Raw genomic sequence first — 19,965 nt, forward strand, 5'->3', positions numbered from 1 at the left:
TCCACGTTCTTGACGGCGGCGTCGATCTCTTCGTCGGACGCCGCGCGACAGGGCAGGTCGCGGCGGCGACGGAACAGACGGATGAGCACCTCACCGATCGCCATCATTGGGCGGCCCTCGGCGGCGCGATCGGATAGACCCCGCGCTCGATCGCGCGCGTCATGGCTTCAAGGGTGCGCGAGGTCCCCGCATGCGCCTGCGTCGCCTCGCCAATGGCGGCGACGGCGCTATGCGACACCGCCAGCACGGCGTCGCGGTCTTTGCTCAGATACTCGATCAGCCGGTTCTCGGCGGCCTTCCGGTCCGCCCGCTCCTGCAGATAGGCCCAGCCGAGCGCAAGCAGGCCGAGGCCCGGAAGGCCATATTTCAGAAGCTCGACGACCACCTGGTCCATCATGCTACTGCGCGACCCGCTCGACCTTGGCGGCGCCTTCCGTGCCGGCGATCGAACTGTTGGTCGTCACCACGTCGTTCTGGACGCCGGGCAGCTTCGCGATGATCTTGGTGCGCAGCTGGTCGTCGGTCTGGCCGAGGGTCGAGACGGCCTTCGGATTGTCCCGCTTCACGATCTCGATCGCGTCGTTGATGAGGCCCGCCGGGAGCCCGTCCAGCTTCCCGCCGCGCGCAGCGAGCGTCGTGACGAGCGCCCGCAGGGTGTTGTCGATGGTCCGGTAGAGGCTCTGCGCGAGCTCGCCATCCTTCTGGACCTTCAGCGCCTCGACAATCTTCGCGGTGAGCCAGGTGGCGAGCACCGGCACGAGACCGGCGATGAACAGGAGGAAGCCCGGACGGACGGCCTCCCAGACGTCATTCAGAAAGGCTTCCATAGCAGTCTCCATGGCGCGGCCTGGGGCCGGCGCTTTCGGCTTCAAGGTGAGAGGGATTGCCAGCGGGCCGGGCGCAGATGTCAGCCGGCCGCGCCCCACGTCTTCGGTCCGACGACGCCGTCCGCGACGAGCCCATGGGCGCGCTGCCAGCTCTTCGTCGCGGTCTCCGTCGCGCCGCCGAACACGCCGTCGGCGCCGCCGTCGAAGCTCAGGCCCGCCGCCAGCAGGATCTCCTGCCAGATCACGACGAGCGACCCGCGCGAGCCGCGCCCGATGCGTGTCCGCGGAATGACGATCGAGCCCTCGCCGGCCGGCGGGATGAACGGCGTGTCCGGGATGTGCGACCACTTGGCGTAGGCCGCGGCGAGCCGCGTGTGGTAACCGTGGGTCGCGTAGCCGGGCCCGTTGTAGCCCCGGGCAAGGCCCTCCCAGCGGTGCTCGCGCAGATCGTCGTCGAGGCCGTTGGTCACGAGGAACCGCACCATCGATTCGAGATGCGCGTCCTCGTCGTCCATGAAGGCGCGGACCATCGCCTGCGGCGACGCAAAGCCCGCTGCCGCGTGGTTCTCGCCGAGGATCTGCCCGAGGCCCCAGCTCGCAGCTTTGAGCGCCGCGGTCTCGTCGATCTCAAGCGCCTGTGCGAGCCGCGGATAGCTGTCCGCCGGATAGGCGCCGGGCTTCCACTTCGGATAGGCGAGTCCCTGGGCGACCGCCGTCTCCCGCGCCGCGCTGAACAGGTTGCGGTGGAAGACGTGCGGCTCGAACAGCATCTTGGGCCGTCCGGTCCGGTCGAAACCGACGCCCGCCGCCTCGACGTCGAGCAGCGCATGGATCTCGTCCTCGCCGACGCCGATCCCGTGACCCAGGCGCGGGAGGTCGATGTCCTCAAGGCGGACGGCCGCGCCCCGGAACCCGTTCCAGGTCATGAGATATCTCCGTTCGAGAAAACGCCCGGCGCGGTGGCCGGACGGGATAGAGAATTGACACTGTGCGCCGGTCGGGAGCGGTGTAAGACCCCGCGCTGCGGCAGGGGCCGTACGGGGATCAGCACATGCCATTCCGCGTCAGCAGCGGGCCGTCGGTCGGCCGCACCATCATCGTCTCGCACAGCGCCGCCGAGGCGCTTCGCTTGTTCCGCGCTCTCCAGGACGAAGGCGCGGAGAATGTCGAGATCAGCCATCTCGAGAAAGGCGAACTCTCGATCGAAGAGGTCGTGGCCCTGGCCGCCGACGAACCGACGCTCGGACGAGAGGCGACGCCCTGAGCGACGTCACGGCCCGAAGCAGGCCGCCTCGCGCAGCGCGCCGATCGTCAGGATCCCGTGCGCGGTGAAGTGCACGACGTCGGGCTGCTTCGGCACGGAGTCGACGTCGATCAGGCGGAAGTCGAGCGTGACGTCGTCCTCGAGTTCCTGCTCGAAGCGCCGGAAATCCGCGGTCGCGTCGACGATCTCCGGCGCGGTCTCGCCATTCGGCGTCAGCCTCATGAACACGTAGCGGACCGGATAGCCCACCAGGCCGTTGATCTGGCGGATCATCTCCCGGACCTGCCGCGCCCAGGCCGCGGCCTCGGTGCGGTTGGCCTCGCCCTGGTTGACGCCGACGCAGACGAGCCGCGCACCCGGCCCGGCCGCCAGCAGCGCGGCGCGGATGTCGGCCTTGAGCCCGGTCCAGTAGTTGTTCTGATAGAGCGGGTGCCACTGCGTCGGATGGACGAAGGACGAGCCGCCGCGCCAGCGCTTGACGATGAACAGATCGTCGTCGGGAAAGCGCTCGCGGACCTTCCGCGCGAAGCCGACCTCGGGGCCGAAGCGGTCGAGCCGGTCGGCCTCGGCGGGCGGCTGCGAGGTGTTCTCGCAGAGCCGGATCGGCTCGAAATAGCCGGCGTCGTTCCTCAGGATGAAGGTGCGCGGGATGGTCGAGCCGACCGTCAGCCCTGCGTCGGCGCAGACGCCGCCCTGCGCGCCCTCGTTCGACTGGCCGTAGAAGGCGACGACCCGCTTTTCGGCCGCGGCCGCCGGCGCCGGCAGCGCGACCGGAGCGAGCAGCGCCGCCGTGACGGCCGCGGCCGTCACCGCGAGGGTCGAGATCGATACGATCGCGCTCGGGACTGCCGGCGCGACCGGCGCGAGCGCCGCCGGCTGCAGCGCGGCGAGCGCAAGAAACGCGAGCGCCCGCAAATGTTTCAGGAAGCCCATCGGGAGCGCTCCGGACATGAAAAAGCCGCCCGAAGGCGGCGGACGATCGGCTTGCGGAACGGCGGCGTCAGGCCGCCTGCGCTGGCGACCACGACCATGCGCCGTCGGTCGGCCGGTCGAACTCGCCGCGCTGGATCGCGGCCTCGAGGTCGAGCGCGGTCTGCGGATATGTGACGGATCGCCGGATGATCTCGTCGGCGTCGAACTCGACGCCGAACAGCGAGACCCGCTTCTCCGCCATGTCGACGATTTCGCCGACGTCGTCGGTCGCGTAGATCACCGACCTGCCGGCATAGACCTTGCGGCCGATCATGAAATAGCTCTGCGTCGCCGGATCGGCCTTCAGGCTGTCCTCCTCATGGAGCATGTGCAGGCCCGGGCCGAACTCGACATGCTCGAATCCCTCCTGGAGGCCGACGGCGGCGCGCGCGCCGTCGAGCCCGTCCTCACCCTGCGGCTCCACCTGGAGCTCCTCCACGACCCAGGTCTCGGGCAGGATGATCAGAACCTTCATCTGGCGTCTCCTCAGATCGCCGCGCCGGCGAACAGCCGGAGCTGCAGCTCGACTTCGGGGAAGGCGTAGGCCGGGGCGTTGTTCTTGGTGATGTAGGCCATCAGGAGGTCGCCGGGCTGGAAGGTCGCGACTGCGTTGAGGTTGGCGACCGTGAGGTCGATCACCGTCTGCGCCGTCGTCGCGACATTGCCGATCGGATAGGTGATGCCGATCTGCGTGTTGATGCCGGCCCGCACCCGATAGAATCGCAGGTTCCAGTAGTTCGTCGCGTCGCCGGCGAGGCTTGCGAGCACGTTCAGGCTGATGCGGTCGAGCAGCGCGTGCTCGTCGTCGAACACGATGGCGTTGACAGCGAGCGGGAAGGTCCCGCCCTGCGGCTGCGAAGCGACGCGGGCCCGCCGGCCGGTCGTCGCCTGCTTCTTGAGAGGATCGGCGCCGCCGCGGATCACCCGCGTGGCGGAGCCCAGCCGGACGTTCGTTCCGAGCCTGAGCGAGCCGTAGCCGGAATTGCCGTCGCCCTGGACGCGCAGGTCGGCGGCGTTGGCGTATTGCGACTTGCACCTGACGTGGTCGAGGTCGACCATCGTGCCCTGCAGGCGGTTGAGGCCGCGAATGTCGAGGCCGATCTTGGTCGAGGCGTTCTCCGTGTTGTGGTCCTCGATCGTCAGCCCGCGGCCGCGGAGCTCGAGGGCGCTGTCGATCGCCACGGCGCCGCGCAGCGCGCGGGTCACGCGGACGTCCTCGATCGCGCCCGTCAGGACGCCGTTGGCGCGCGCCACGCCGTCGGCGATCGCCCCGCTCAGCGACAGCGCCGCCCCCGCCTGGCCGGTGTCGCCGAAGGTCACGGGCACGATCGTGTCGAACATCTCGAGCGACTTGATCTTGAGGTCGTCGCATTCGTTGACCCGCACGCAGCCCGTGTTCTTGAGGTAGCCGCCCTCGAGCGTCACGTTGCGGGTGACCGGCGTGATCGAGTCCCCCGCCGCGCGCGGGTTCGAGATCATGATCGCGTGCTGGTTGCCGGCGTCGAAGTGCCCGATGTCCTCTCCGTGGAAATTGCGCAGCGTGACGTTCTCGGAATTGATCCGCTGGCCCGCGCCGGCCGCCACGCCGGCGGCGTTCCTGAACTCCTCGAAGGTCCGGTAGGACTTGTCCTTGCCGTAGAGATACATGATCGCGCCGACATTCTTGGCGTCGATGTTCTCGAGGATCGCGAAGCCCGGCGAGGTCATGTCGATGCACTGGCCCGCATAGGTCGGCTGGGACTGGTTGGAGTCGCGGAACACCGCGCCGTCGATGCGGACGACGTCGTTGCGCTCGTCGAAGTCGAGCGCCTCGATGAAGTTCTCGGCGTAGAAGTCCTTGACGATGACCTCGCGGTTGAACTGCGCCCAGAAGGCCTGCACGGCGTCGCGAAGCGAGAGCTTCCGCAAGAGGGCGCGGCCGTTGCCCTGGAAGTTGCCGCCGCGCATCTCCGTGCCGTGCGTGCAGGTAACGAGGATGTCCTCGTATTCGACTTCCTCATTGCCCTGCCAGTAGCCGGCCGAGAGGATGCGGCCCGCGGTCCAGTAGGCGGTGTCGCCGTCGAACACGAAGCCCTTCAGCTTGATCTTGCGGCCCTTGAGGATCGAGAGCTCGCCGTCGTCGTTCTCGATGACCGGCGTCGACAGGAAGAAATTGTGGTCGGCCTGATGCGTCGTGCCGACGAGCGAGGTCGGCGGGGCCATCAGTAAGTGCGTTCCGCCGCCATAGATTTCGAGTTCGAACGGGATCTGTTTCCCGTCCCCGTCGACGCGGCTCAGATGGCCGCAGGAATGGACGTTGCGGTCCGCGCCGGTCGTGAACGTGAAGGTCTTCGCGGCCGGCGGCCGCAGGATCGCCTTGCCGGGCGGGACCACGAGGCGCTTGACGTCGTTCTCGATGCAGTAGGTCAGCGCCGCCTGCCACGACGCCGTGTTGACGTCGGCTCCGGACGGGTCGTGGACCCACTCGTGATTGTCCGTGAGGTAGTAGCCATCGGAGCGGATCTCCGGCGCGGCCTTGAGCTTGCGCCGCGCCCCGTCGGCGTCGGTGAGGTTTTCGAGGTTCTTGGTCGCGCGGCCGGTCTCGAGGGCATAGACCCGGCTCGTGACCGAGACGACGTCGACGCCGCCGCTCACACCGCCGGTCACGTCGATCAGCTCCGTCGCGGTTCCGAGCGCGGTCTCGTGGGTCGCGCCGATCAGCCGGAAGCCGTGATCCACGAAGGCGGTCCCTTCGGGAATCACCACGCCGATCTCGCCCTCGGGCAGCAGGTCCGCCTCGAAAGCGAGGAACACCGTCACGCGCTCCGCCGCCTGGCCGGCGGAAGGCGAAAAGACCGGCCCGGCGCGGACATTGCCGAGGTCGGTCCAGTCTGCGGCCGAGAACTGGATCCGGATCTCGACCGGCTCCTCGCCGGCGCTCGGGTCCTTGTGTCGCCGGAAGCTCATTTCCGGGATCTGGTAGAGCCGGGTCGGCCGGACCGGAGCGTTGGCCCCGCGGACGACGTCGCAGCGGCGCTCGCCCTCGACCAGCACGGAATCCACGGCGCCGCGGACCAGCAGCACGCGGCCAAGCTCCGCGTCGTTTGTGACATAGCCGGCGGCGAGCTGCGGCCGGAGCTCCGCCGGCCCGGTCCAGACGCCAGAATAGAACCAGCGGCCTGGCCCGACCCGGTCGGCTGAGCCCGCCTGCAGCGCGGCGATCGCGCCGCGCATCCCGAGCGCTTCCTCGGCGCTCGCCTCGAGCCGCCCCAGCGCCGTCATCACGGCGGCGGACTGCAGCGCGCCGGACTGGAACGCCCAGTAATCGCCCTGCCCGCTCAGGATGTAGCAGCCCGGGCCGATGGCGTTCTTCGGCACCACCGACCCATCATGGGTCTTCATCTCGCGGTGGTCGTCGTCGCCCTGCGCGACGAGCCGCGGCTGGCCGAGCGAGTTGGTGACGCCCTCGGGGACAATGATCTCGATGTGCCGCCCGAAATTCGCGGTGATGTCGGCGCCGGGCGGATAGGCGACGACGAAGCGGTCGCGCTCGCCGTCCTGGACGGTCTCGTAGAGCTCGACCGCGACAAGCGTGACCGGCGTGATGGCGCGGAACGCCTCCGCGGCGATCTCCGCATCCATCTCGGCGAGCCTGAGCGACACCGCGAGGAAGGTCTTGAGATCGGCCGGCGCGCCGGCGAGCATCCCGTCGATCCGGCCCTTCTCGAAGTCGAGCGCGTCCTGCGTCGCGCGCGTCCCGATCGCCGCGAGCATCGCCGCGCCGAGGTCCTCGTCGGCGGCGAGCGCGTCGCGCAGCGCCTCGAGCGCCGCCATCGCGGATGGCGAGGCGTCGAGGAAGTCGGCGAGCGCGCCTTGCGCTTTGACCACGATCGCCTGGGCGAGCTGCCCGAGATTGCCGGCCGAGGGCGTGATCCCGGCGGACTGGATCGCCGCCACGATCTCGCGCATCGGCGCCTCGATCGCCTTGGCGGGCACGCGCGATCCGGTGCTGCCGCCCCCGGAGACGTTGCGCGGCAGGTAGGACGCGTCGGGGTTCGCCGCGCCGACCGGAGGCTCGTATCTCATGGGGCCGCCTTCTTGCGGGAGCCGCGCTTGGGCGCGTCGGGGCGCGGCGGGGCGCGGAACGCGCCGCCCTCATAGGTCCAGCCGATCTCGACCTCGTCGCCGCATCGGACAGCGTCGCCACCATCGGGCGACCAGTCGGCCTCGCCGTCCCACAGCACGACATTGTCCACGACGCCGTCGATCACGACGGCGTATCGCTCGTCAGGCCGCATAGCTGATCACCCAGACCTCGCCGCGGCCGCCGTCGCCGCCCTTGCCGGAATTGAGGCCGTTGCGCGCCGCGCCGCCGCCGCCGCCCGGCCCGCCCGGCACGCCGCCATTGCCGCCCGCGCCGCCATTGACCGAGACGCCTCCCGCGCCGCCCGAGCCGGCGGCGCCTTGCGCGAGCAGGTCGGTCCGCGTCCAGTCCGCGCCGTTCGACCCGCCTGCGCCGGCCGTCGCGCCGCCCGACGCGCCGCCGAGCAGCGTGCCGGTTCCGGGCGACGAGGCCCCGGTGCCGCCCCCGGCCCCGAACGCGTTTCCGGCCGAAACGCCGCCGCCGCCGCCGCCGCCGCAGGCGAACCGGCCGGGCCCGTGAGCCGCGAGGCCCCCGGCCGCGACATTGCCGTCCGCGCCCGAAATGTCCGGGATCGGTGGCAGGCAGTTCCAGCCGTTGAGGGTCCCGCCATTGACGCTACCGGTCCCGCCCCCGAGGCCGTTGGCGTTCTGCCCGAAGCCGAGCGCGCCGCTCGGGTAGGCGCGCAGGAAGGTTCCGAAGGCGCTCGCGCCCCCGAACCCGCCATTGGCGCCGTCGGCGTCGTTCGCGCTGCGCGCCGCCCCGCCCGTTCCGCCCCCGCCGACCGCGACCGAGACCGAGGACGGCAGGTCGGCGGCCATGAACTCGGCCATGCAGATCGAGCCCGGCGCGCCGCCGGAGCCGCCCGAGACCGCGACGCCCGCGCCGCGCGTCGCGCCCGAGCCGCCGCCGCCGCCGCCCGAGATCGCGATCACGGCGACGCGCGCGGCCCAGGCGGGCTTGGTCCATGTGCCGGACGCGACGAACCTCGCGACATGCGGCGTCAGATTGGCCGCAAGCGCGGCCTTCAGGGCCGCGGCGTGAGCGCCTGGCGTCTCGAGCGGAACGTCATCGGCCATCGGTCATCCCAGGGTGAGCGGCTTGCTGAGGAGCGTGAGCGGGAGGCCCGATAGCGTCAGGCGCGCCCTCGCCTCGATCACGACCAGCCGGACGTGAAGCGGAACGAAGGGCGCGAGCGCCCGCCGCAGTTCGGCGACGCCCTCGAAGACCCCGGGGTCTTCGACCTTCAGGTGAAAGACGCTCCAGGCGTTCGCGTCGGCGATCATGTCGATCTCGGCGAGCGCCTCGTCGGACGGCGTCCCCTGGTCGAAGCTTGGGCCGAGCAGGCTGGAGCCGATCTGGAACTGGCCAGGCTCCTCGACGGTCACGACCGCGCCCCCAAGACGGGCGAGCAGGATGAAGTCGGCGGGGGCAACGCTCGCAACCCCCTGCGCCCGGATGCGCACCGTCGCCAGCCGGGCCGCGATCGTGGCCGCAGGCTGGGCGATCCCGAGCTCGCGCTCCCAGGCCGCAAGGCCGTCCTCGTCGGCGAGCGAGGGAAAGGCCTGTGCGGCGGCCTCCGACTCCCGGACGTTGAGGTCGGCGGTCCAGGCCGCGATCGCGCCCCAGTATTGCGCCATGACGGGCGAGACGCCGTCCCGCGAGCCCGCCTCGTCCGTGCCCCAGGCCGCACCGCGCGGCGCGAGCTGCAGGATCTGCGGCAACAGCTGCTCGGCCGTTGGCGCGGTCTGGGCGTCGTCGATCGACGGCGCCTCGTCGGTCGGCCTCAGGAGCGGCCACCCCGGCTCCAGCGCGTAGGTCCGAGCGTCGGCCATCGTCAGACGAAGGTCACGGCGCCGAGGACCGGCATCTCTCCGGCCACAAAATCGACCGACGCCGCCGGCGCCGCGAGATCGAAACTGCCCTCGTCGACGACACGCGAAATTGCCGCCGAGACGACCGAGCGGCGCAGCCGGAACGGCGCCGAGGGGCGGCCGGGCTCGGCGCGGTCGAGGAACTGCGCCGCGAGCTCTGCCGCGATCGCCGTCCGGATCGCGGCGGGCGAGGCCGGGACCCCTTCGATCTCGACGTCGACCGCGACCGGCGTCGGGGCTGAGACATAGATGCGCGCGCCGACGGGCTTGCGCAGCGGATCGTCAAGATAGGCCTGGACGGCGTTCACCTGGACGCCGCTCGGGATGCCGTTCGGCTGGTCCGTCACCGTGAACTGCAGCCAGACCGCCCGGTCGTCCGCCGTGAAGGCTTCGACATAGGTCTCCCTGACCTCGGCCAGCGCCTCGCGCGTCCAGCGCGCATAGTCGCCCGCCGAGCCGCCCGCCGGCGGATTCCGCCGCCGGTCAAGCACGCGCTCGCGGAACGCCTCGAGGCTCTCGACATCCGAGCCGCCCGCGAGCCCCGCCTCGCCGACCGTCGCGACCGAGCCAAGGCCGCCGGGCGCGACGCTCCCGGCCGAGAGCGAAAGCTCCGTTCCGGCGGGCGCATTGGCGGCGGCGCCCGGCTCCTCGGCCGTGAGGACGAGCGTCACCGTCTCGCCCCAGGCCGTGCCCGAACGCGCGACATAGACCGCCCCGTCCGCGCGCACGAAGCGCAGGCCCGGGCTCACCTCGAGCCCATGCGGCGCGGGGACCGTGACCGCGCCGCGCGCCGGACGCGCGGGGCGGCGTGTCAGGCCGTCCTCGAAGCCATGCCGCTCGAGCGCGGCGTCGGAAGCGGTCGAGACGAAGATCTGGTCGTGGAGGAAGGCGCGGCGGCGGTCGTGCTCGTGGGAGATCAGCGCCAGCACCTTGGCCGTGACGGTAAAGCTGTTCGGCCAGACGCCGACCGCCGCGCCGCCGACCGCCGCCGTGAAATAGCCGCGCGCCTGCGTCGAGAGCTCGCCGAGCGAGCGGATCTCAGAGCCCGCCATCTGAGCGCCCCCAGAGCGGATCGTAGCTCTGCGCGAACACGGTCCGCTCGCGGCTCACCACCTCGACGGAAAGCCTCAGGCTCTCGGTCTCCGGCTTGATCTCGACTGTGACCGTCACCCGGTCGGCGAGCCCCTGCGCGATCAGCGGCCGGAGCGCCGCCTCGGCCGCGACCTGCGCGTCGCGCGAGGCCTGCTCGCCGATCGTGGCGCGCCGGCAGAGCCACAGCCTGGAGCCGAGCGGGGCCTCTCCGCGCGACGACTGCACGTCGAAGCCGTCCCCGACCCAGCCGCGCGGGTCGTCGGCCAGGCGGTCCTGGTCGAGAGCGCCCGCCGCCGGATCGTAGCGGACGTCCGAGAACAGCAGCATCAGCACGGCGGTCGCGATCGGGTTGGCGGCCTTGAGGCCCCCGACCCCGCCGTCTTCGGGCCCGGCCGCGAGCGCGAAATCGCCGCGGCCGGTCTCCCAGACGATGTCGGGCGGCAGCGTCTCGACGCCGAACTCGCCGAGCGGTGAGAGCGTGAGGTCGACCATCAGAGCGCGTAGACCTTCGTGGCGCTGTCGACGGCGGTGTCGCCGTCGCTGTCCATGTCGCCCTTGCGATGCACCTGCTGTCCGCCCTCCCCGCCGAGATGGACCGTCCCTTCGAGAACGATCACGGGCGCGGCGATCACGGCCCTGGAGACGCCGACAATCCGCAGCTCGGCCTGCACCAGCGACACGGCGTTGCCGTGCATGTCGTAGATGATGGTCGACCCGACCGGCCGATCCTTCGGCCGATGCGCCGGCGACTCGAGCCCCAGCGCGGCCGCCAGCAGCCGCCCGCCGTCCGGCCCGCCGCCGAACTGCAGCCCGACCCCGTGGCTGCCCTTGGGCGGGCTCGAATGGAACCCGAACGGCTGGACGCGATGAACCTGTTTCAGCGTCTCGCCCGCCGGGCCGAGCAGGGTCGCGGTCTGCTGGTCGCCGGAATCGTCGGTCTCGTCGAGCGCGACGCGGAACAGGCGGCCGCTCATCCTGCTGCTCCCTCGGCGTCGCCGAGCGTGTCGGGCCTGACCAGCGTGAGCTCCGCGATCGTGCCAGCGCCTTCGCCCTCGCCGACGCCTTGCGTGAACTCGACGGCCTGGATCGCGAGGTCCTCGGAGATGTCCTCGCTCGGCAGATGGACGAAGACCCGTTTCCGCGGCGCCCAGAGCGCGCCCGCATCGTCCCGCCAGGTCGCGACGCTCGCCATCACCGTGAGCCGGGCGCCGTTGCGGCGGCGGAGCTCCCATTGCGCGCGGGCGCCGAGCTGCTCCGGCGGGCTCGAGCCCTCGTTGAACAGCACGAGCGGCCGGCGGCGCCCATAGGACTGGTCCTCGGCCCGCTCCTCCTGGCGGAGCGCCTTGTCGTCGGTCCCGAGCGCCTGCTGTCCCCGCACCACCACCTCGGAGAAGGCGAGGCGCTGCGAATCGTGGACCTGAAAGGCGCGGAGCGGCGACTGGCCCTCGACCAGCCCGCCGCCGGCGCGGCCGGCGGGGCCGCGCGTCATCAGCACCGAGCCGTCGGGCTCGCCCATCAGGAACAGGCCCTGGCGGCGCGCCTCGCGCTCCAGCGTGCCGAACAGAGGCTCGCCCGGCACCCGCTGGATTACCGGGACCTTCTCGAGGTCGACGTCGGAGCGGAATTCGAGACCCCATTCGTCGAAGCTCTTGGCCGCGCCCACGAGGTCCTGGCCCTCGACGCAGCCGGTCGGGTGCCGCGCCGGCTCGCAGTCGATCGCGTCGGCGGGCTTCGAGCGGCCCTGGACCGCGACCCTACGGCTCGGCCCCGGACCGTGGCTCGACGAATAGACGTCGACATAGCCGGCGCAGAGCAGGTCGCCGCCTCCCGAAAGAAACGACCCGATCGCGCCGTCGGGCGTCGTCACGATCTCGACGAGCGCGCTTTCGCGGATCCGCTGCGCCTCGGCCGACCAGGCCGGGTTCGTGGCGTCGAGGCTGAAGGCGATCGCCGCCGCCTCGACCGAGCGCGAGACCCGCACGCTTTGCCAGCCCTGCAGCGCATAGCCGTCCACTACCATGGTGACGATCTCTGCGACCGCGCTCATCGCGCCACCGCATAGGGCGATGGGGCCTCGAAGACCGTCGGCATGAACATCGGCGTCCCGCACCGTGCGGACGCAAGCAGCTCGCCTGCCCGCCCCGGGTCGCCATAGAGCCGCCAGGCGAGCGCCGTGGGCGGATAGGAGGTCGCGGTCTCGACCCGCACCACCGGCTTCAGCGTCGCAGCGGTTTCCGCGAGATGCCGCGACATGCGCTGCGCGGTCGCGGTCAGCAGCTCGCCGGCCTCGGGGCCGAGCTCGCGCGCGATCCGGTCGACCGCGCCGTCGAAGGCCGTCCGGATCCGCGCCCTTGCGTCGAGCGCCGCGCGGCGGTCGGCCGCTCCGGCCCTTCCCTCCGCAAGGAACGCCTCGGTCAGCAGCGCGCATTCAAGCGCCGCCGCCAGGGCGCGCGCGAGCCCGAACCGCTGCGTCAGGATCGTCGAGGCCGAGCTCGGCGCCGCCGTGCTGGCCTCCGTGGCGGTCGCATAGAAGGTCCGAACCACCGACCCCTGCTCCGCCGCGCGCGCGAGCCGCTGCACGGCCGTGATCAGCCGCGCCGCGAGCGCGCCGACATCGGCCTGGCTACGGATCATGGCGGCGTCCTCGCTCGCAAGACCGCAGGCGCCGCGGCAGCGCGCGTCGGCGTCGCGCCCCGTTGAGAGTCGCTCCGACAGCCGCGCGACGAGCGCCGCCAGCGCGCGCGCCGTCGCCGCCGCGGCCGGGAGCGCGTCGGAGGGAACGTCTGGCATCGGGTTCTCTCAGGGCCGGCGCGAGAGGATCGCGTTCGCGATGTCGGGGAGCGCCAGGAGCGCCTCCTCGGCGATCCGGTCCAAAATCTCGATCGCCGGGAAACCGCCAGTCTCGAGCCCGGCCTCGACGAAGCTCAGGCTGAAGGCCACGAAGCCCAGCACGTCCTTGCGGCTGTCGGTCGAGCAGGACACGCAGCGCGCCAGCATCGAGCCCGTCATCGGCAGCACCAGCAGTCCCGCCTCCGGCGAGGAGCAGACTTCGATGAGGTCCTGGGAGCGCGCGTCCGCGAGGTTCCCGACCACATAGGCCCGAACCGTGTAGCGCCGCGGCTTGCGGCCGAGATCCTCGGTCGCGTGGTCCTCGGCCTTGACGAAGGGATGCACCGCGACGAAGCGGCCCGCATCGTCGACGCCCTCGCCTTCGACATGGAAGAAGAAGCCCTTGAACGAGGCCTGCGGCAGCGTCCGCGGCCAGTCCCTGACGCGGTCGACCCCCATCATCGCAAGGACGCCTTCAACGCTTTGCGCCCAGCTTGCCGAGCTCGCGCGCGACTTCCGCCGGGAGATCGTTCGCGACGACGTCGTCGAAGGCTTCGCGGGATGCGCCGCGAGCCATTTCTTCCGGGATCCACACGCCCGAGCGCTGCTTCTCAATCTCGCCGCGCCAGCGTCGCGACGGGTTGACGTAGACCTGCCCGCCGAGCCGCTTGACCATGTAGCGGTTCGGAGCGCGACCGGAGCGGCGGAACCCGCCGGCGATGAAGACCCGGCGGCCCGCGACCGTGGCGACCACGCCCGAACCCTCCTCCCGCGCGCGGAAGAATCGGTAGGAGATCTCGCCCCCACGAGAGACGAGACCGGCGCGGAGGTTCTTCGACGAGGCGCGCAAGGGAACGATCGCCTTGACGATGATCCGCTTGGCGAGCCCGGTCTGCTCGACGACCGCGTCCACGACCTTCGGCCGCGCCCGCGTCACCATGCGGTTCAGAACCAGCGCCTGGGCGTTCGGCAGCCGCTTGCCGAAGACCGCGAGATCGTGGGCGAGCCGCGCGAGGCCTATGTGATGGATGTCGAGCGGAACCAGAGCCATCAGCCGACCCGCGTCGATCGGACATGCGGCATGCTGATCCCCATGTCGGCGGTGATCGGACCTTCCGACGTCGACCGCATGCCCTTCACCCGGGCGGCGTCGCGCCCGGAGCCCGTGATCTCCACCATGAGGCCGGCGTTGAGCCGCGCCCGCTCGAAGCGACCCACGGCCTCGTTCATCCGGTCGGCGGCGCGCAGCATCTCGGCTTGCGCGGACCCGCCGCCGAAGGAGGGGACATCCCCCGTCGGCCCGAGCGCGCCGGGCGTCGCCGCGTCGTCGCGCGGCGCGAGCGTCCGGCCCTTGGGCGAGTTCCCGCCGCGGATGCCGCGCCAGCGGCTGACGCCCGCCTTCGCCGCGCCGTACCAAGGCGACCAGCCGTTCTTGGCCGCTTCCTTCAGCGCGAAATCCGTCTGCTCGCGCCAGGTGCGCGGGTCGCGGACATTGATCCCGGACTTGAGCGCCTTGTTGCCGAGGCCGCCGCCGGTGAACAGCTGCCAGTCGCCGAACGAACGGCCCTGGTCACCGACATAGCCGTAGAAGCCTTCCGACTGGGCGACGCGCAGCGCGACCTCGGGGTCGATGCCGTGCCTGAGCGCGCTCTCGCGGATGTAGGCCGCGCGCTCCGCCTGGCTCGCGACATGGCCGACCCCTGAGCCGCGGCCGACCGGCAGTGCGCCCGAAAAGCTCCGCGCCGCCGGCCCGCCGCCATAGGACGCCCGGATCAGGCCGCCGCCGCCCCCGCCGCCGCCGAACGATCCGTCGGGCGCGAGGCGCAGCGGGATGTCGATCCCGGTCGCGAACACCGCCGACATGCGCTTGAACAGCGTACTTGCCGCGCCTTCGACGTCTGGCGTCTTCGCCTTCACGCCGTCGGCGATCCCCTGTCCGGCCTTCACGCCGGCCGCTTCGCCGGACTGCTTGAGCCGCTCCTCGATCAGCCGCTCGATTTCACGAAGCCGTTCCTCGATGATCGCCTTGCGCGATCGAAGGCTCAGCAGAACCGGCGTCTTGTCTTCGTCCGAGGCGATCTCGGCGCTGCGCTTCTCGATCTCCGCGAGCTCCGCGCGCGCCTTCTCGGCGTCGGCCTTGAGATAGGGCAGGTCTTCGCCCTTGCGCTCGGCGCGACGCCGCTCGAGCGCGGCCATGAAACTGCGGTCCCGCTCGGTCTTGTTCCAGCCCTCGGCCAGCAGCATCGAACCCGCGGCCGTCGCGGCGAGGCCGCCCGCGGCCGCGCTGCGCGCCACGACGGCGCCGATGGTGCTGCCCGCGCCCGCGGACGTCGCGCTCTTGCCCATGCGTTTGGCGACGTCGTCGCCGCCCCCGGCCGCCCCGAGCTTTATGGCCGCGGCGTCGAGCGCCTTGGCCGCCACCGCAAGTTCCCCGGCGGATCCCGACAGAGCCGCGGCGGAGCCGCTTAGCGCCGTCGTGCCGAGCAACTTGCCGGTCAGATAGCCCGACGCCTTCAGCGTCGCGAGCGTCGCGGCCGCTCCCGCGCCGAGGCTTACGATTTGCTGCGTCGAGCTATCGAGCTTCGAGAACGCGTCGAGCCCCTTGCCGATGCCGTCGGCCGCGAACTTGATGAGGCCAGAATTCGCCTCGCCGACCGCGAGCACCAGGTTCTCGACGGAGCCGCGCAGATTCTCGACGGCCCCGCCGACGCCGGCCATCACCGCGTCGGCGCGCTTCTTCGCGAAGTCCGGATCGTCGCCGGTCTTGGCGATCTCCGTGCGCGCGGCCCGGAACTCGTCCCACTGCCGCTGCGTGATCGAGCCCTTGCCGCCATGCTTGTCGGTCAGCCAGGCGTTCAGCTGCGCCAGCGTCATGTTCTTGGACATCGCGGCGTCGAGCAGCCCTTCGGCGTCGACGGACTCGGCCGCGATCTTGTGATAGGCGCCGGCCGCCTTCGCGGCGACCTGCGAATCCGACGCGCGAACCGTGCCGTCCTTTTTCTTGCCGAGGATCGGCGCGACCGCCGAGGTGACGGCCTCGACATACCTTTCGCGGTCGGAGATCAGCCTCTTGTCGGCGTTGATCTGGTCGATCCGCGCGCGAACCTGCGGCGTGAAGCCCTTGCCCATCTCCGTCTGGAACGATCGCTCGAGCGCGCCCGTGTCGAGACGGTCGGGCATCCGCACGAAGTCGTCATAGTTGATGCCGGCGGCGCTCAGCGCCGCCCTGCCCTTCTTGGTCGGCGCAACGAGCTTCGACGCCGTCGAGCGCATGAACACGCCGGCCTCATCGCCCCTGAGGCCGCCGCGCCGCGCGAGCGCGCCGAGGGACAGCATCGTGTCGGTCGAGAGCCCGGCGGTCGTTCCCGGGGCGGCGGCGTATTTGACGAATTGCGACGCGTCCTCGCCGCTCATGCCGCCGAGCTTCGCCATCTTGACGATCTGGTTCGTGGCCTTGCGGGCCTCGTCGAGCGCCTTTTCCCTCGTCGAGATGTCCTTGCCCGTGGTCTGAAGGTAGGAGCGGATGGTCTCCGCGCCCTCCTTCAGGTCTGTCTCCATCAGCGTGGCGTAGTTGCGGACGTTCTCGACGATGCCTGCCGCGATCTCGGCCTTGAGCGTCGGCGCGAAGCCAGCAGGCAGCCCCTGCATGGAGGCCGTCTGGGCGCGCACGACGTCGATGTTCGAGAACTGCGTCTCCTGGCCGATCTTCTTGGCCTGCGCCAGCAGCCGCGCCTGGTCCGCGGCGCTGATGTCCGTGAACTGGCGCTGCTTGCGCACCGCGATGTCGAATTCGGCCGCCGACGTGATGGCGTCGCCGGCGATCTGCCGGCCCTTATATCCGGCGTAGACGCCGGCGGCCGCGCCGGCGGCGCCGATGACCTCTCCGCGCGCGGCGCGGCGCTGCAGTCGGGCCTCCTCCGCCTGAAGCATCCGGCGGCGCGCCTCGGCGGCCTTTCTCGCCGCGCCCTCCTGCTCGCGGATCGCCTTCGTTGTCGCCTCGATCGAGCGCTTTAGCCTGCCTTCGTGGCGATCCAGATCCGTGATCGGCACGCCATAGGCCCGCATCGCGGCCTTCGCCCCGTCGAACGCTTGCGCCTGGATGCGCACCGCCGAGGCGGTGCTGCGCACCTGCCGCTCGGCTGCCTTGTGCTGGTCGGTCAGCTGCTTGACTTTGGCCGCGAGCTCCGTAGCCGCCTGCGGGCCCTTCTCGGCCGAGAGCCGCTTCTGGGCCTCCCGCGTACGATCGAGCGCCTCGGCCAGTTCGTCGGCTCTGGCGCGGGCGAGCTTGTGAGACGCCTCCACCGACGCGGCGTTGGCCCGGGCCTTCTTGTAGGCCTCGACGTCCGAAAGCGCCTTGTTGGCCCGTTCATGGGCCTTGGCGAATTTCTCGATCTCGGCCGCGACCTTGGCCGCCCTGGCCTGTTCGGCGATCGCCTTCGAGGTCTGGCGGGTCGCCTTCTCGACCTGCGCCAGCACTCGGCTGGCGCGGTCCTCGCCGGTGATGAGGAGCTTGGCCTCGACGACGCGGCTCGTCATCGGCGGCCCTCTGCTTCCTTGCGAAGCCGCTCGAACCAGGCGAGGCCGCGTTCGCGCCAATAAAGCATGTCGGAGATCGTCAGGCGGCCGAGGTCGACGGGGCTCCAGCCAAGCCCGAAGACGAGCTCGTCTGCGACGTTGTCGAGCGGACGACCGCCGGGTCCTCGTCCAAGAAAAAACCCATGATCGCGTCCCGGACCTTGCGGCTGTCCGCCAGCCCGAGTCGCCCGAGCAGCAAGGGATCGCCCTTCTGGTCGCCGCGCGCGATCAACCGCTCGGCGTAGGCCTTGACGTTTTCGAGGATCGGCGTCGGATCCGAGTAGCCGTCGCCGCGCGGCGTCCAGATATAGGGCTCGCCGATCTCGACATAGTCGGCCCAGGTCGGCTCCCGGAACTCGAGATGCTTGACGACCTCATGGCCGTCTAGCGGTTTCGCCAGTTCGACGATGCGGTTCGCCACCGGCTTACCTCGTCGCCTTGTAGCGGTCGGAGGCGAGCGTCATGCCCGTTACCTCGCCGCTGCCCGAGTCGACGCTCGGCTGCCCGTCCCAGCTCGCCTGGGTGAGGTAGTGGGTGACGCCGACATCGTCCTCGATGAAGGTCACGTCGACCGCCGGCAGCAGCTCGCCTTCGGTCCAGAAGAAGCCCGAGCCGCGGTCGAGGCTGAGCGACAGCCGCGCGAGCTGCGGCGTGACCGTCACATAGCCGGTGCCGTCCTGGTTGACGCCGGTCGACGGCGTCGCCCGCGCCGGGTTCAGTGTCGCCACGCCGCGGCCGGAATAGGTCCGGCCGGAAATGGTGAGCGAGAAGCGCCCGCCCTTCTTGTCCATGGGTCCGCCCTCCTAGGCGTCGAAAGTCCGAAACAGGATGGCCGATCGCGGGAGGAGCCCTCCCGGGCCGCTCAGAGCAGAGTCGCGGCCGGCGTGAGGTTGGTGAACATCGTGATGTTGACGGCGAAGACGCGGAGAGCCGCGGCCTTGGCGACCGGCAGGTAGAAGTTCGCCCGGTCCTGGCCGTAGTCGAACTCGACCAGCAGATACTGGGCGAACTCGTCCTCCTGCCGCACGATCCCGGCGCCCGCGAGGTCCTCATAGGCGTGGATCACGCAGGCCTTGGCCTGCGCCGGAGTCACTACGCCCTGGATGCCGTTCGGGTTGTCCTCGCGCATCACATGGCGCGGATACTGGCCGAGCAGCTTGTTGCGCATGTAGCGCGAGACATAGGCCGCGATCGCGATCGACTCGACATCGAGGAAGGTGGTGTCGAGCAGGTCGGCGTCGTTGACCCGATAGGTCGTGATGACGCGATCGAGCGCGACCTGGCCGTCGGGACGCACCACCCAGGTCGAGATGCCGTTCCGGAGCAGCGAGTCGCGGTCCGCTGGGTCGAACACCGCGACCGAGTTCTTCGGCCCGACCAGGCCGGGCAGCACCAGCGTCTGCATCGGCCGCGCGATCTCGACCGCGGTCGCGAGCTCGCGGCCAAGGTTCTTGGAGAAGGCGAGCCGGGCGGTGACCGAGGCGACCCAGCTCCAGCGCGGATGCGGGCAGTTGTAGACGCCGATGATCGTGGCGTGCGGGTCGTTCCGGAGCGCGCCTGCCGCGGTCAGCGCCGCGAGATTGCCGTCCTGCGCGGTGACGTAGTGGCCGTAGAGCGCCTTCAGCGGCGACCAGCGGTCGGCCATGAAGTCCCGCACCTCGTCGAGCGCGCCGGTCGAGGACCAGGGGGAACCGATCCAGTCGAACGGCTCGGCCACGATCGCCGCCAGCGCGTCCTCGACCGAGGCGCCGCCGAGGCCGCCGGTCGGCTGCACCACCGAGGCGCTGACGCCCTTCACACCGTCCGGGTCGTCGTTCAGCCCGCGATCGATGCGGATCCAGTTGCCCTCCGCGCCCTTGTGGACGGCGGTCAGCAGCACGGTCTCGGCGTCCTCGGCGTCGAGCGAGGCGACCACCGGCGCATACATTCGCCGATTGAACTTCGAATAGCCCTTGTTGACCGCGTTGCGGAACTTCGCCGCCACCGCCTCGGCCGTGTCGCCCTCCTGCACGATCACGCCGTATTTCTCGCCCGCGATGTAGCGCGAGAAGGTCCCGCGCCCCTTCGCCGTGCCCGAGAAGGTGATGGAGCCGACCGCCGCGGTCGCGCTCTCGCCCTCCGGAACCGCCATGGCGTAGAGCTCGCCGAGCGGCATCACCTGGCGGGCGAACAGCGCCATGTCGGCCAGCATCGTGCCCTTGCCGAACAGCGTCGTCGGGTCCGCCGAGCCGATCGGAATCAGCGTCAGCGGCTCGACCAACTCCTCGTCCGCGCGTCCGATCAGCAGGCAGCGCGAGATGCTGGAATAGGGCGGCGGGCCGGCATTGATCTCGGCCGCGAAGATCGGGACCCGGATGTCGCCGGGCACCTGGTTGAAGGCGATGGACATGGGCGTGGGCTCCTAGGGCGGAT

General features: G+C 70.9%; 21 protein-coding genes. 1 reads left to right on the plus strand and 20 read right to left on the minus strand.

The window, feature by feature from the left end:
• Positions 1 to 103: 103 nt before the first annotated feature.
• From EK403_RS20935 to EK403_RS20945, 3 genes are all read right to left on the minus strand, one after another.
• Complete coding sequence (locus EK403_RS20935) at positions 104 to 397, minus strand: hypothetical protein (RefSeq protein WP_128779401.1); 294 nt, start codon at positions 395 to 397, stop codon at positions 104 to 106.
• Position 398: 1 nt separating this feature from the next.
• On the minus strand, positions 399 to 827 hold the full coding sequence (locus EK403_RS22615) for a hypothetical protein (protein WP_164919711.1): 429 nt from the start codon (positions 825 to 827) through the stop codon (positions 399 to 401).
• Positions 828 to 907: 80 nt separating this feature from the next.
• Entirely contained in the window at positions 908 to 1,753 is an 846-nt protein-coding gene (locus tag EK403_RS20945; protein WP_128779402.1) for an N-acetylmuramidase domain-containing protein, read from the minus strand.
• Positions 1,754 to 1,878: 125 nt separating this feature from the next.
• Here EK403_RS20945 and EK403_RS20950 point away from each other — a divergent pair, with 125 nt between their 5' ends.
• Complete coding sequence (locus EK403_RS20950) at positions 1,879 to 2,091, plus strand: hypothetical protein (protein ID WP_128779403.1); 213 nt, start codon at positions 1,879 to 1,881, stop codon at positions 2,089 to 2,091.
• A gap of 6 nt (positions 2,092 to 2,097) precedes the next feature.
• Here the strand turns inward: EK403_RS20950 and EK403_RS20955 are convergent, their stop codons facing one another.
• From EK403_RS20955 to EK403_RS21030, 17 genes are all read right to left on the minus strand, one after another.
• A complete protein-coding gene (locus EK403_RS20955; protein WP_128779404.1) occupies positions 2,098 to 3,042 on the minus strand; it encodes a sialate O-acetylesterase in 945 nt (314 codons plus the stop codon).
• A 49-nt stretch (positions 3,043 to 3,091) separates the two neighbouring features.
• Entirely contained in the window at positions 3,092 to 3,538 is a 447-nt protein-coding gene (locus EK403_RS20960; RefSeq protein WP_128779405.1) for a hypothetical protein, read from the minus strand.
• Positions 3,539 to 3,549: 11 nt separating this feature from the next.
• Complete coding sequence (locus EK403_RS20965) at positions 3,550 to 7,128, minus strand: hypothetical protein (protein WP_128779406.1); 3,579 nt, start codon at positions 7,126 to 7,128, stop codon at positions 3,550 to 3,552.
• Positions 7,125 to 7,340, minus strand: coding sequence for a hypothetical protein (locus tag EK403_RS20970; protein WP_128779407.1), 216 nt, complete (start codon positions 7,338 to 7,340; stop codon positions 7,125 to 7,127). The genes EK403_RS20965 and EK403_RS20970 overlap by 4 nt, the downstream gene beginning before the upstream one ends.
• Positions 7,330 to 8,262, minus strand: coding sequence for a hypothetical protein (locus EK403_RS22785; RefSeq protein ID WP_206659605.1), 933 nt, complete (start codon positions 8,260 to 8,262; stop codon positions 7,330 to 7,332). Before EK403_RS22785 ends, EK403_RS20970 begins: the two co-directional genes overlap by 11 nt.
• Positions 8,263 to 8,265: 3 nt before the next feature.
• Positions 8,266 to 9,018, minus strand: a complete 753-nt coding sequence (locus EK403_RS20980) for a DUF2313 domain-containing protein (protein WP_128779408.1) — start codon at positions 9,016 to 9,018, stop codon at positions 8,266 to 8,268.
• A 2-nt stretch (positions 9,019 to 9,020) separates the two neighbouring features.
• Complete coding sequence (locus EK403_RS20985; protein ID WP_128779409.1) at positions 9,021 to 10,109, minus strand: baseplate J/gp47 family protein; 1,089 nt, start codon at positions 10,107 to 10,109, stop codon at positions 9,021 to 9,023.
• Positions 10,096 to 10,641: a phage GP46 family protein gene (locus EK403_RS20990; protein ID WP_128779410.1), complete on the minus strand. Its 546-nt coding sequence runs from the start codon at positions 10,639 to 10,641 to the stop codon at positions 10,096 to 10,098. Before EK403_RS20990 ends, EK403_RS20985 begins: the two co-directional genes overlap by 14 nt.
• On the minus strand, positions 10,641 to 11,123 hold the full coding sequence (locus EK403_RS22620; RefSeq protein WP_164919712.1) for a phage baseplate assembly protein domain-containing protein: 483 nt from the start codon (positions 11,121 to 11,123) through the stop codon (positions 10,641 to 10,643). Before EK403_RS22620 ends, EK403_RS20990 begins: the two co-directional genes overlap by 1 nt.
• Positions 11,120 to 12,196, minus strand: a complete 1,077-nt coding sequence (locus tag EK403_RS22625; protein WP_164919713.1) for a phage baseplate assembly protein — start codon at positions 12,194 to 12,196, stop codon at positions 11,120 to 11,122. The genes EK403_RS22620 and EK403_RS22625 overlap by 4 nt, the downstream gene beginning before the upstream one ends.
• On the minus strand, positions 12,193 to 12,939 hold the full coding sequence (locus tag EK403_RS21000) for a hypothetical protein (protein WP_128779411.1): 747 nt from the start codon (positions 12,937 to 12,939) through the stop codon (positions 12,193 to 12,195). The genes EK403_RS22625 and EK403_RS21000 overlap by 4 nt, the downstream gene beginning before the upstream one ends.
• 9 nt (positions 12,940 to 12,948) lie before the next feature.
• Positions 12,949 to 13,440, minus strand: coding sequence for a DNA circularization N-terminal domain-containing protein (locus tag EK403_RS21005; RefSeq protein WP_128779412.1), 492 nt, complete (start codon positions 13,438 to 13,440; stop codon positions 12,949 to 12,951).
• Positions 13,441 to 13,453: 13 nt separating this feature from the next.
• A complete protein-coding gene (locus EK403_RS21010) occupies positions 13,454 to 14,029 on the minus strand; it encodes a hypothetical protein (RefSeq protein WP_128779413.1) in 576 nt (191 codons plus the stop codon).
• Positions 14,029 to 17,514 (minus strand): phage tail tape measure protein, encoded by a 3,486-nt coding sequence (locus EK403_RS21015; RefSeq protein ID WP_128779414.1) that lies wholly within the window; start codon positions 17,512 to 17,514, stop codon positions 14,029 to 14,031. The genes EK403_RS21010 and EK403_RS21015 overlap by 1 nt, the downstream gene beginning before the upstream one ends.
• A 79-nt stretch (positions 17,515 to 17,593) precedes the next feature.
• A complete protein-coding gene (locus tag EK403_RS21020; protein ID WP_128779415.1) occupies positions 17,594 to 17,974 on the minus strand; it encodes a hypothetical protein in 381 nt (126 codons plus the stop codon).
• Positions 17,975 to 17,978: 4 nt separating this feature from the next.
• On the minus strand, positions 17,979 to 18,344 hold the full coding sequence (locus tag EK403_RS21025; protein WP_128779416.1) for a phage tail tube protein: 366 nt from the start codon (positions 18,342 to 18,344) through the stop codon (positions 17,979 to 17,981).
• 71 nt (positions 18,345 to 18,415) lie between these two features.
• Positions 18,416 to 19,942: a phage tail sheath subtilisin-like domain-containing protein gene (locus EK403_RS21030; RefSeq protein WP_128779417.1), complete on the minus strand. Its 1,527-nt coding sequence runs from the start codon at positions 19,940 to 19,942 to the stop codon at positions 18,416 to 18,418.
• Between the last annotated feature and the right edge of the window lie 23 nt (positions 19,943 to 19,965).

The sequence above is a fragment of the Hansschlegelia zhihuaiae genome, assembly GCF_004103825.1.
Classification (GTDB): domain Bacteria; phylum Pseudomonadota; class Alphaproteobacteria; order Rhizobiales; family Methylopilaceae; genus Methylopila; species Methylopila zhihuaiae.

Excerpts from the sequence above, each read along its gene's own strand:
- EK403_RS20935 (WP_128779401.1), bottom strand. The coding sequence starts at position 397 with ATGATGGACCAGGTGGTCGTCGAGCTTCTGAAATATGGCCTTCCGGGC.
- EK403_RS22615 (WP_164919711.1), bottom strand. The coding sequence starts at position 827 with ATGGAAGCCTTTCTGAATGACGTCTGGGAGGCCGTCCGTCCGGGCTTC.
- EK403_RS20945 (WP_128779402.1), bottom strand. The coding sequence starts at position 1,753 with ATGACCTGGAACGGGTTCCGGGGCGCGGCCGTCCGCCTTGAGGACATC.
- EK403_RS20950 (WP_128779403.1), top strand. The coding sequence starts at position 1,879 with ATGCCATTCCGCGTCAGCAGCGGGCCGTCGGTCGGCCGCACCATCATC.
- EK403_RS20955 (WP_128779404.1), bottom strand. The coding sequence starts at position 3,042 with ATGTCCGGAGCGCTCCCGATGGGCTTCCTGAAACATTTGCGGGCGCTC.
- EK403_RS20960 (WP_128779405.1), bottom strand. The coding sequence starts at position 3,538 with ATGAAGGTTCTGATCATCCTGCCCGAGACCTGGGTCGTGGAGGAGCTC.
- EK403_RS20965 (WP_128779406.1), bottom strand. The coding sequence starts at position 7,128 with ATGAGATACGAGCCTCCGGTCGGCGCGGCGAACCCCGACGCGTCCTAC.
- EK403_RS20970 (WP_128779407.1), bottom strand. The coding sequence starts at position 7,340 with ATGCGGCCTGACGAGCGATACGCCGTCGTGATCGACGGCGTCGTGGAC.
- EK403_RS22785 (WP_206659605.1), bottom strand. The coding sequence starts at position 8,262 with ATGGCCGATGACGTTCCGCTCGAGACGCCAGGCGCTCACGCCGCGGCC.
- EK403_RS20980 (WP_128779408.1), bottom strand. The coding sequence starts at position 9,018 with ATGGCCGACGCTCGGACCTACGCGCTGGAGCCGGGGTGGCCGCTCCTG.
- EK403_RS20985 (WP_128779409.1), bottom strand. The coding sequence starts at position 10,109 with ATGGCGGGCTCTGAGATCCGCTCGCTCGGCGAGCTCTCGACGCAGGCG.
- EK403_RS20990 (WP_128779410.1), bottom strand. The coding sequence starts at position 10,641 with ATGGTCGACCTCACGCTCTCACCGCTCGGCGAGTTCGGCGTCGAGACG.
- EK403_RS22620 (WP_164919712.1), bottom strand. The coding sequence starts at position 11,123 with ATGAGCGGCCGCCTGTTCCGCGTCGCGCTCGACGAGACCGACGATTCC.
- EK403_RS22625 (WP_164919713.1), bottom strand. The coding sequence starts at position 12,196 with ATGAGCGCGGTCGCAGAGATCGTCACCATGGTAGTGGACGGCTATGCG.
- EK403_RS21000 (WP_128779411.1), bottom strand. The coding sequence starts at position 12,939 with ATGCCAGACGTTCCCTCCGACGCGCTCCCGGCCGCGGCGGCGACGGCG.
- EK403_RS21005 (WP_128779412.1), bottom strand. The coding sequence starts at position 13,440 with ATGATGGGGGTCGACCGCGTCAGGGACTGGCCGCGGACGCTGCCGCAG.
- EK403_RS21010 (WP_128779413.1), bottom strand. The coding sequence starts at position 14,029 with ATGGCTCTGGTTCCGCTCGACATCCATCACATAGGCCTCGCGCGGCTC.
- EK403_RS21015 (WP_128779414.1), bottom strand. The coding sequence starts at position 17,514 with ATGACGAGCCGCGTCGTCGAGGCCAAGCTCCTCATCACCGGCGAGGAC.
- EK403_RS21025 (WP_128779416.1), bottom strand. The coding sequence starts at position 18,344 with ATGGACAAGAAGGGCGGGCGCTTCTCGCTCACCATTTCCGGCCGGACC.
- EK403_RS21030 (WP_128779417.1), bottom strand. The coding sequence starts at position 19,942 with ATGTCCATCGCCTTCAACCAGGTGCCCGGCGACATCCGGGTCCCGATC.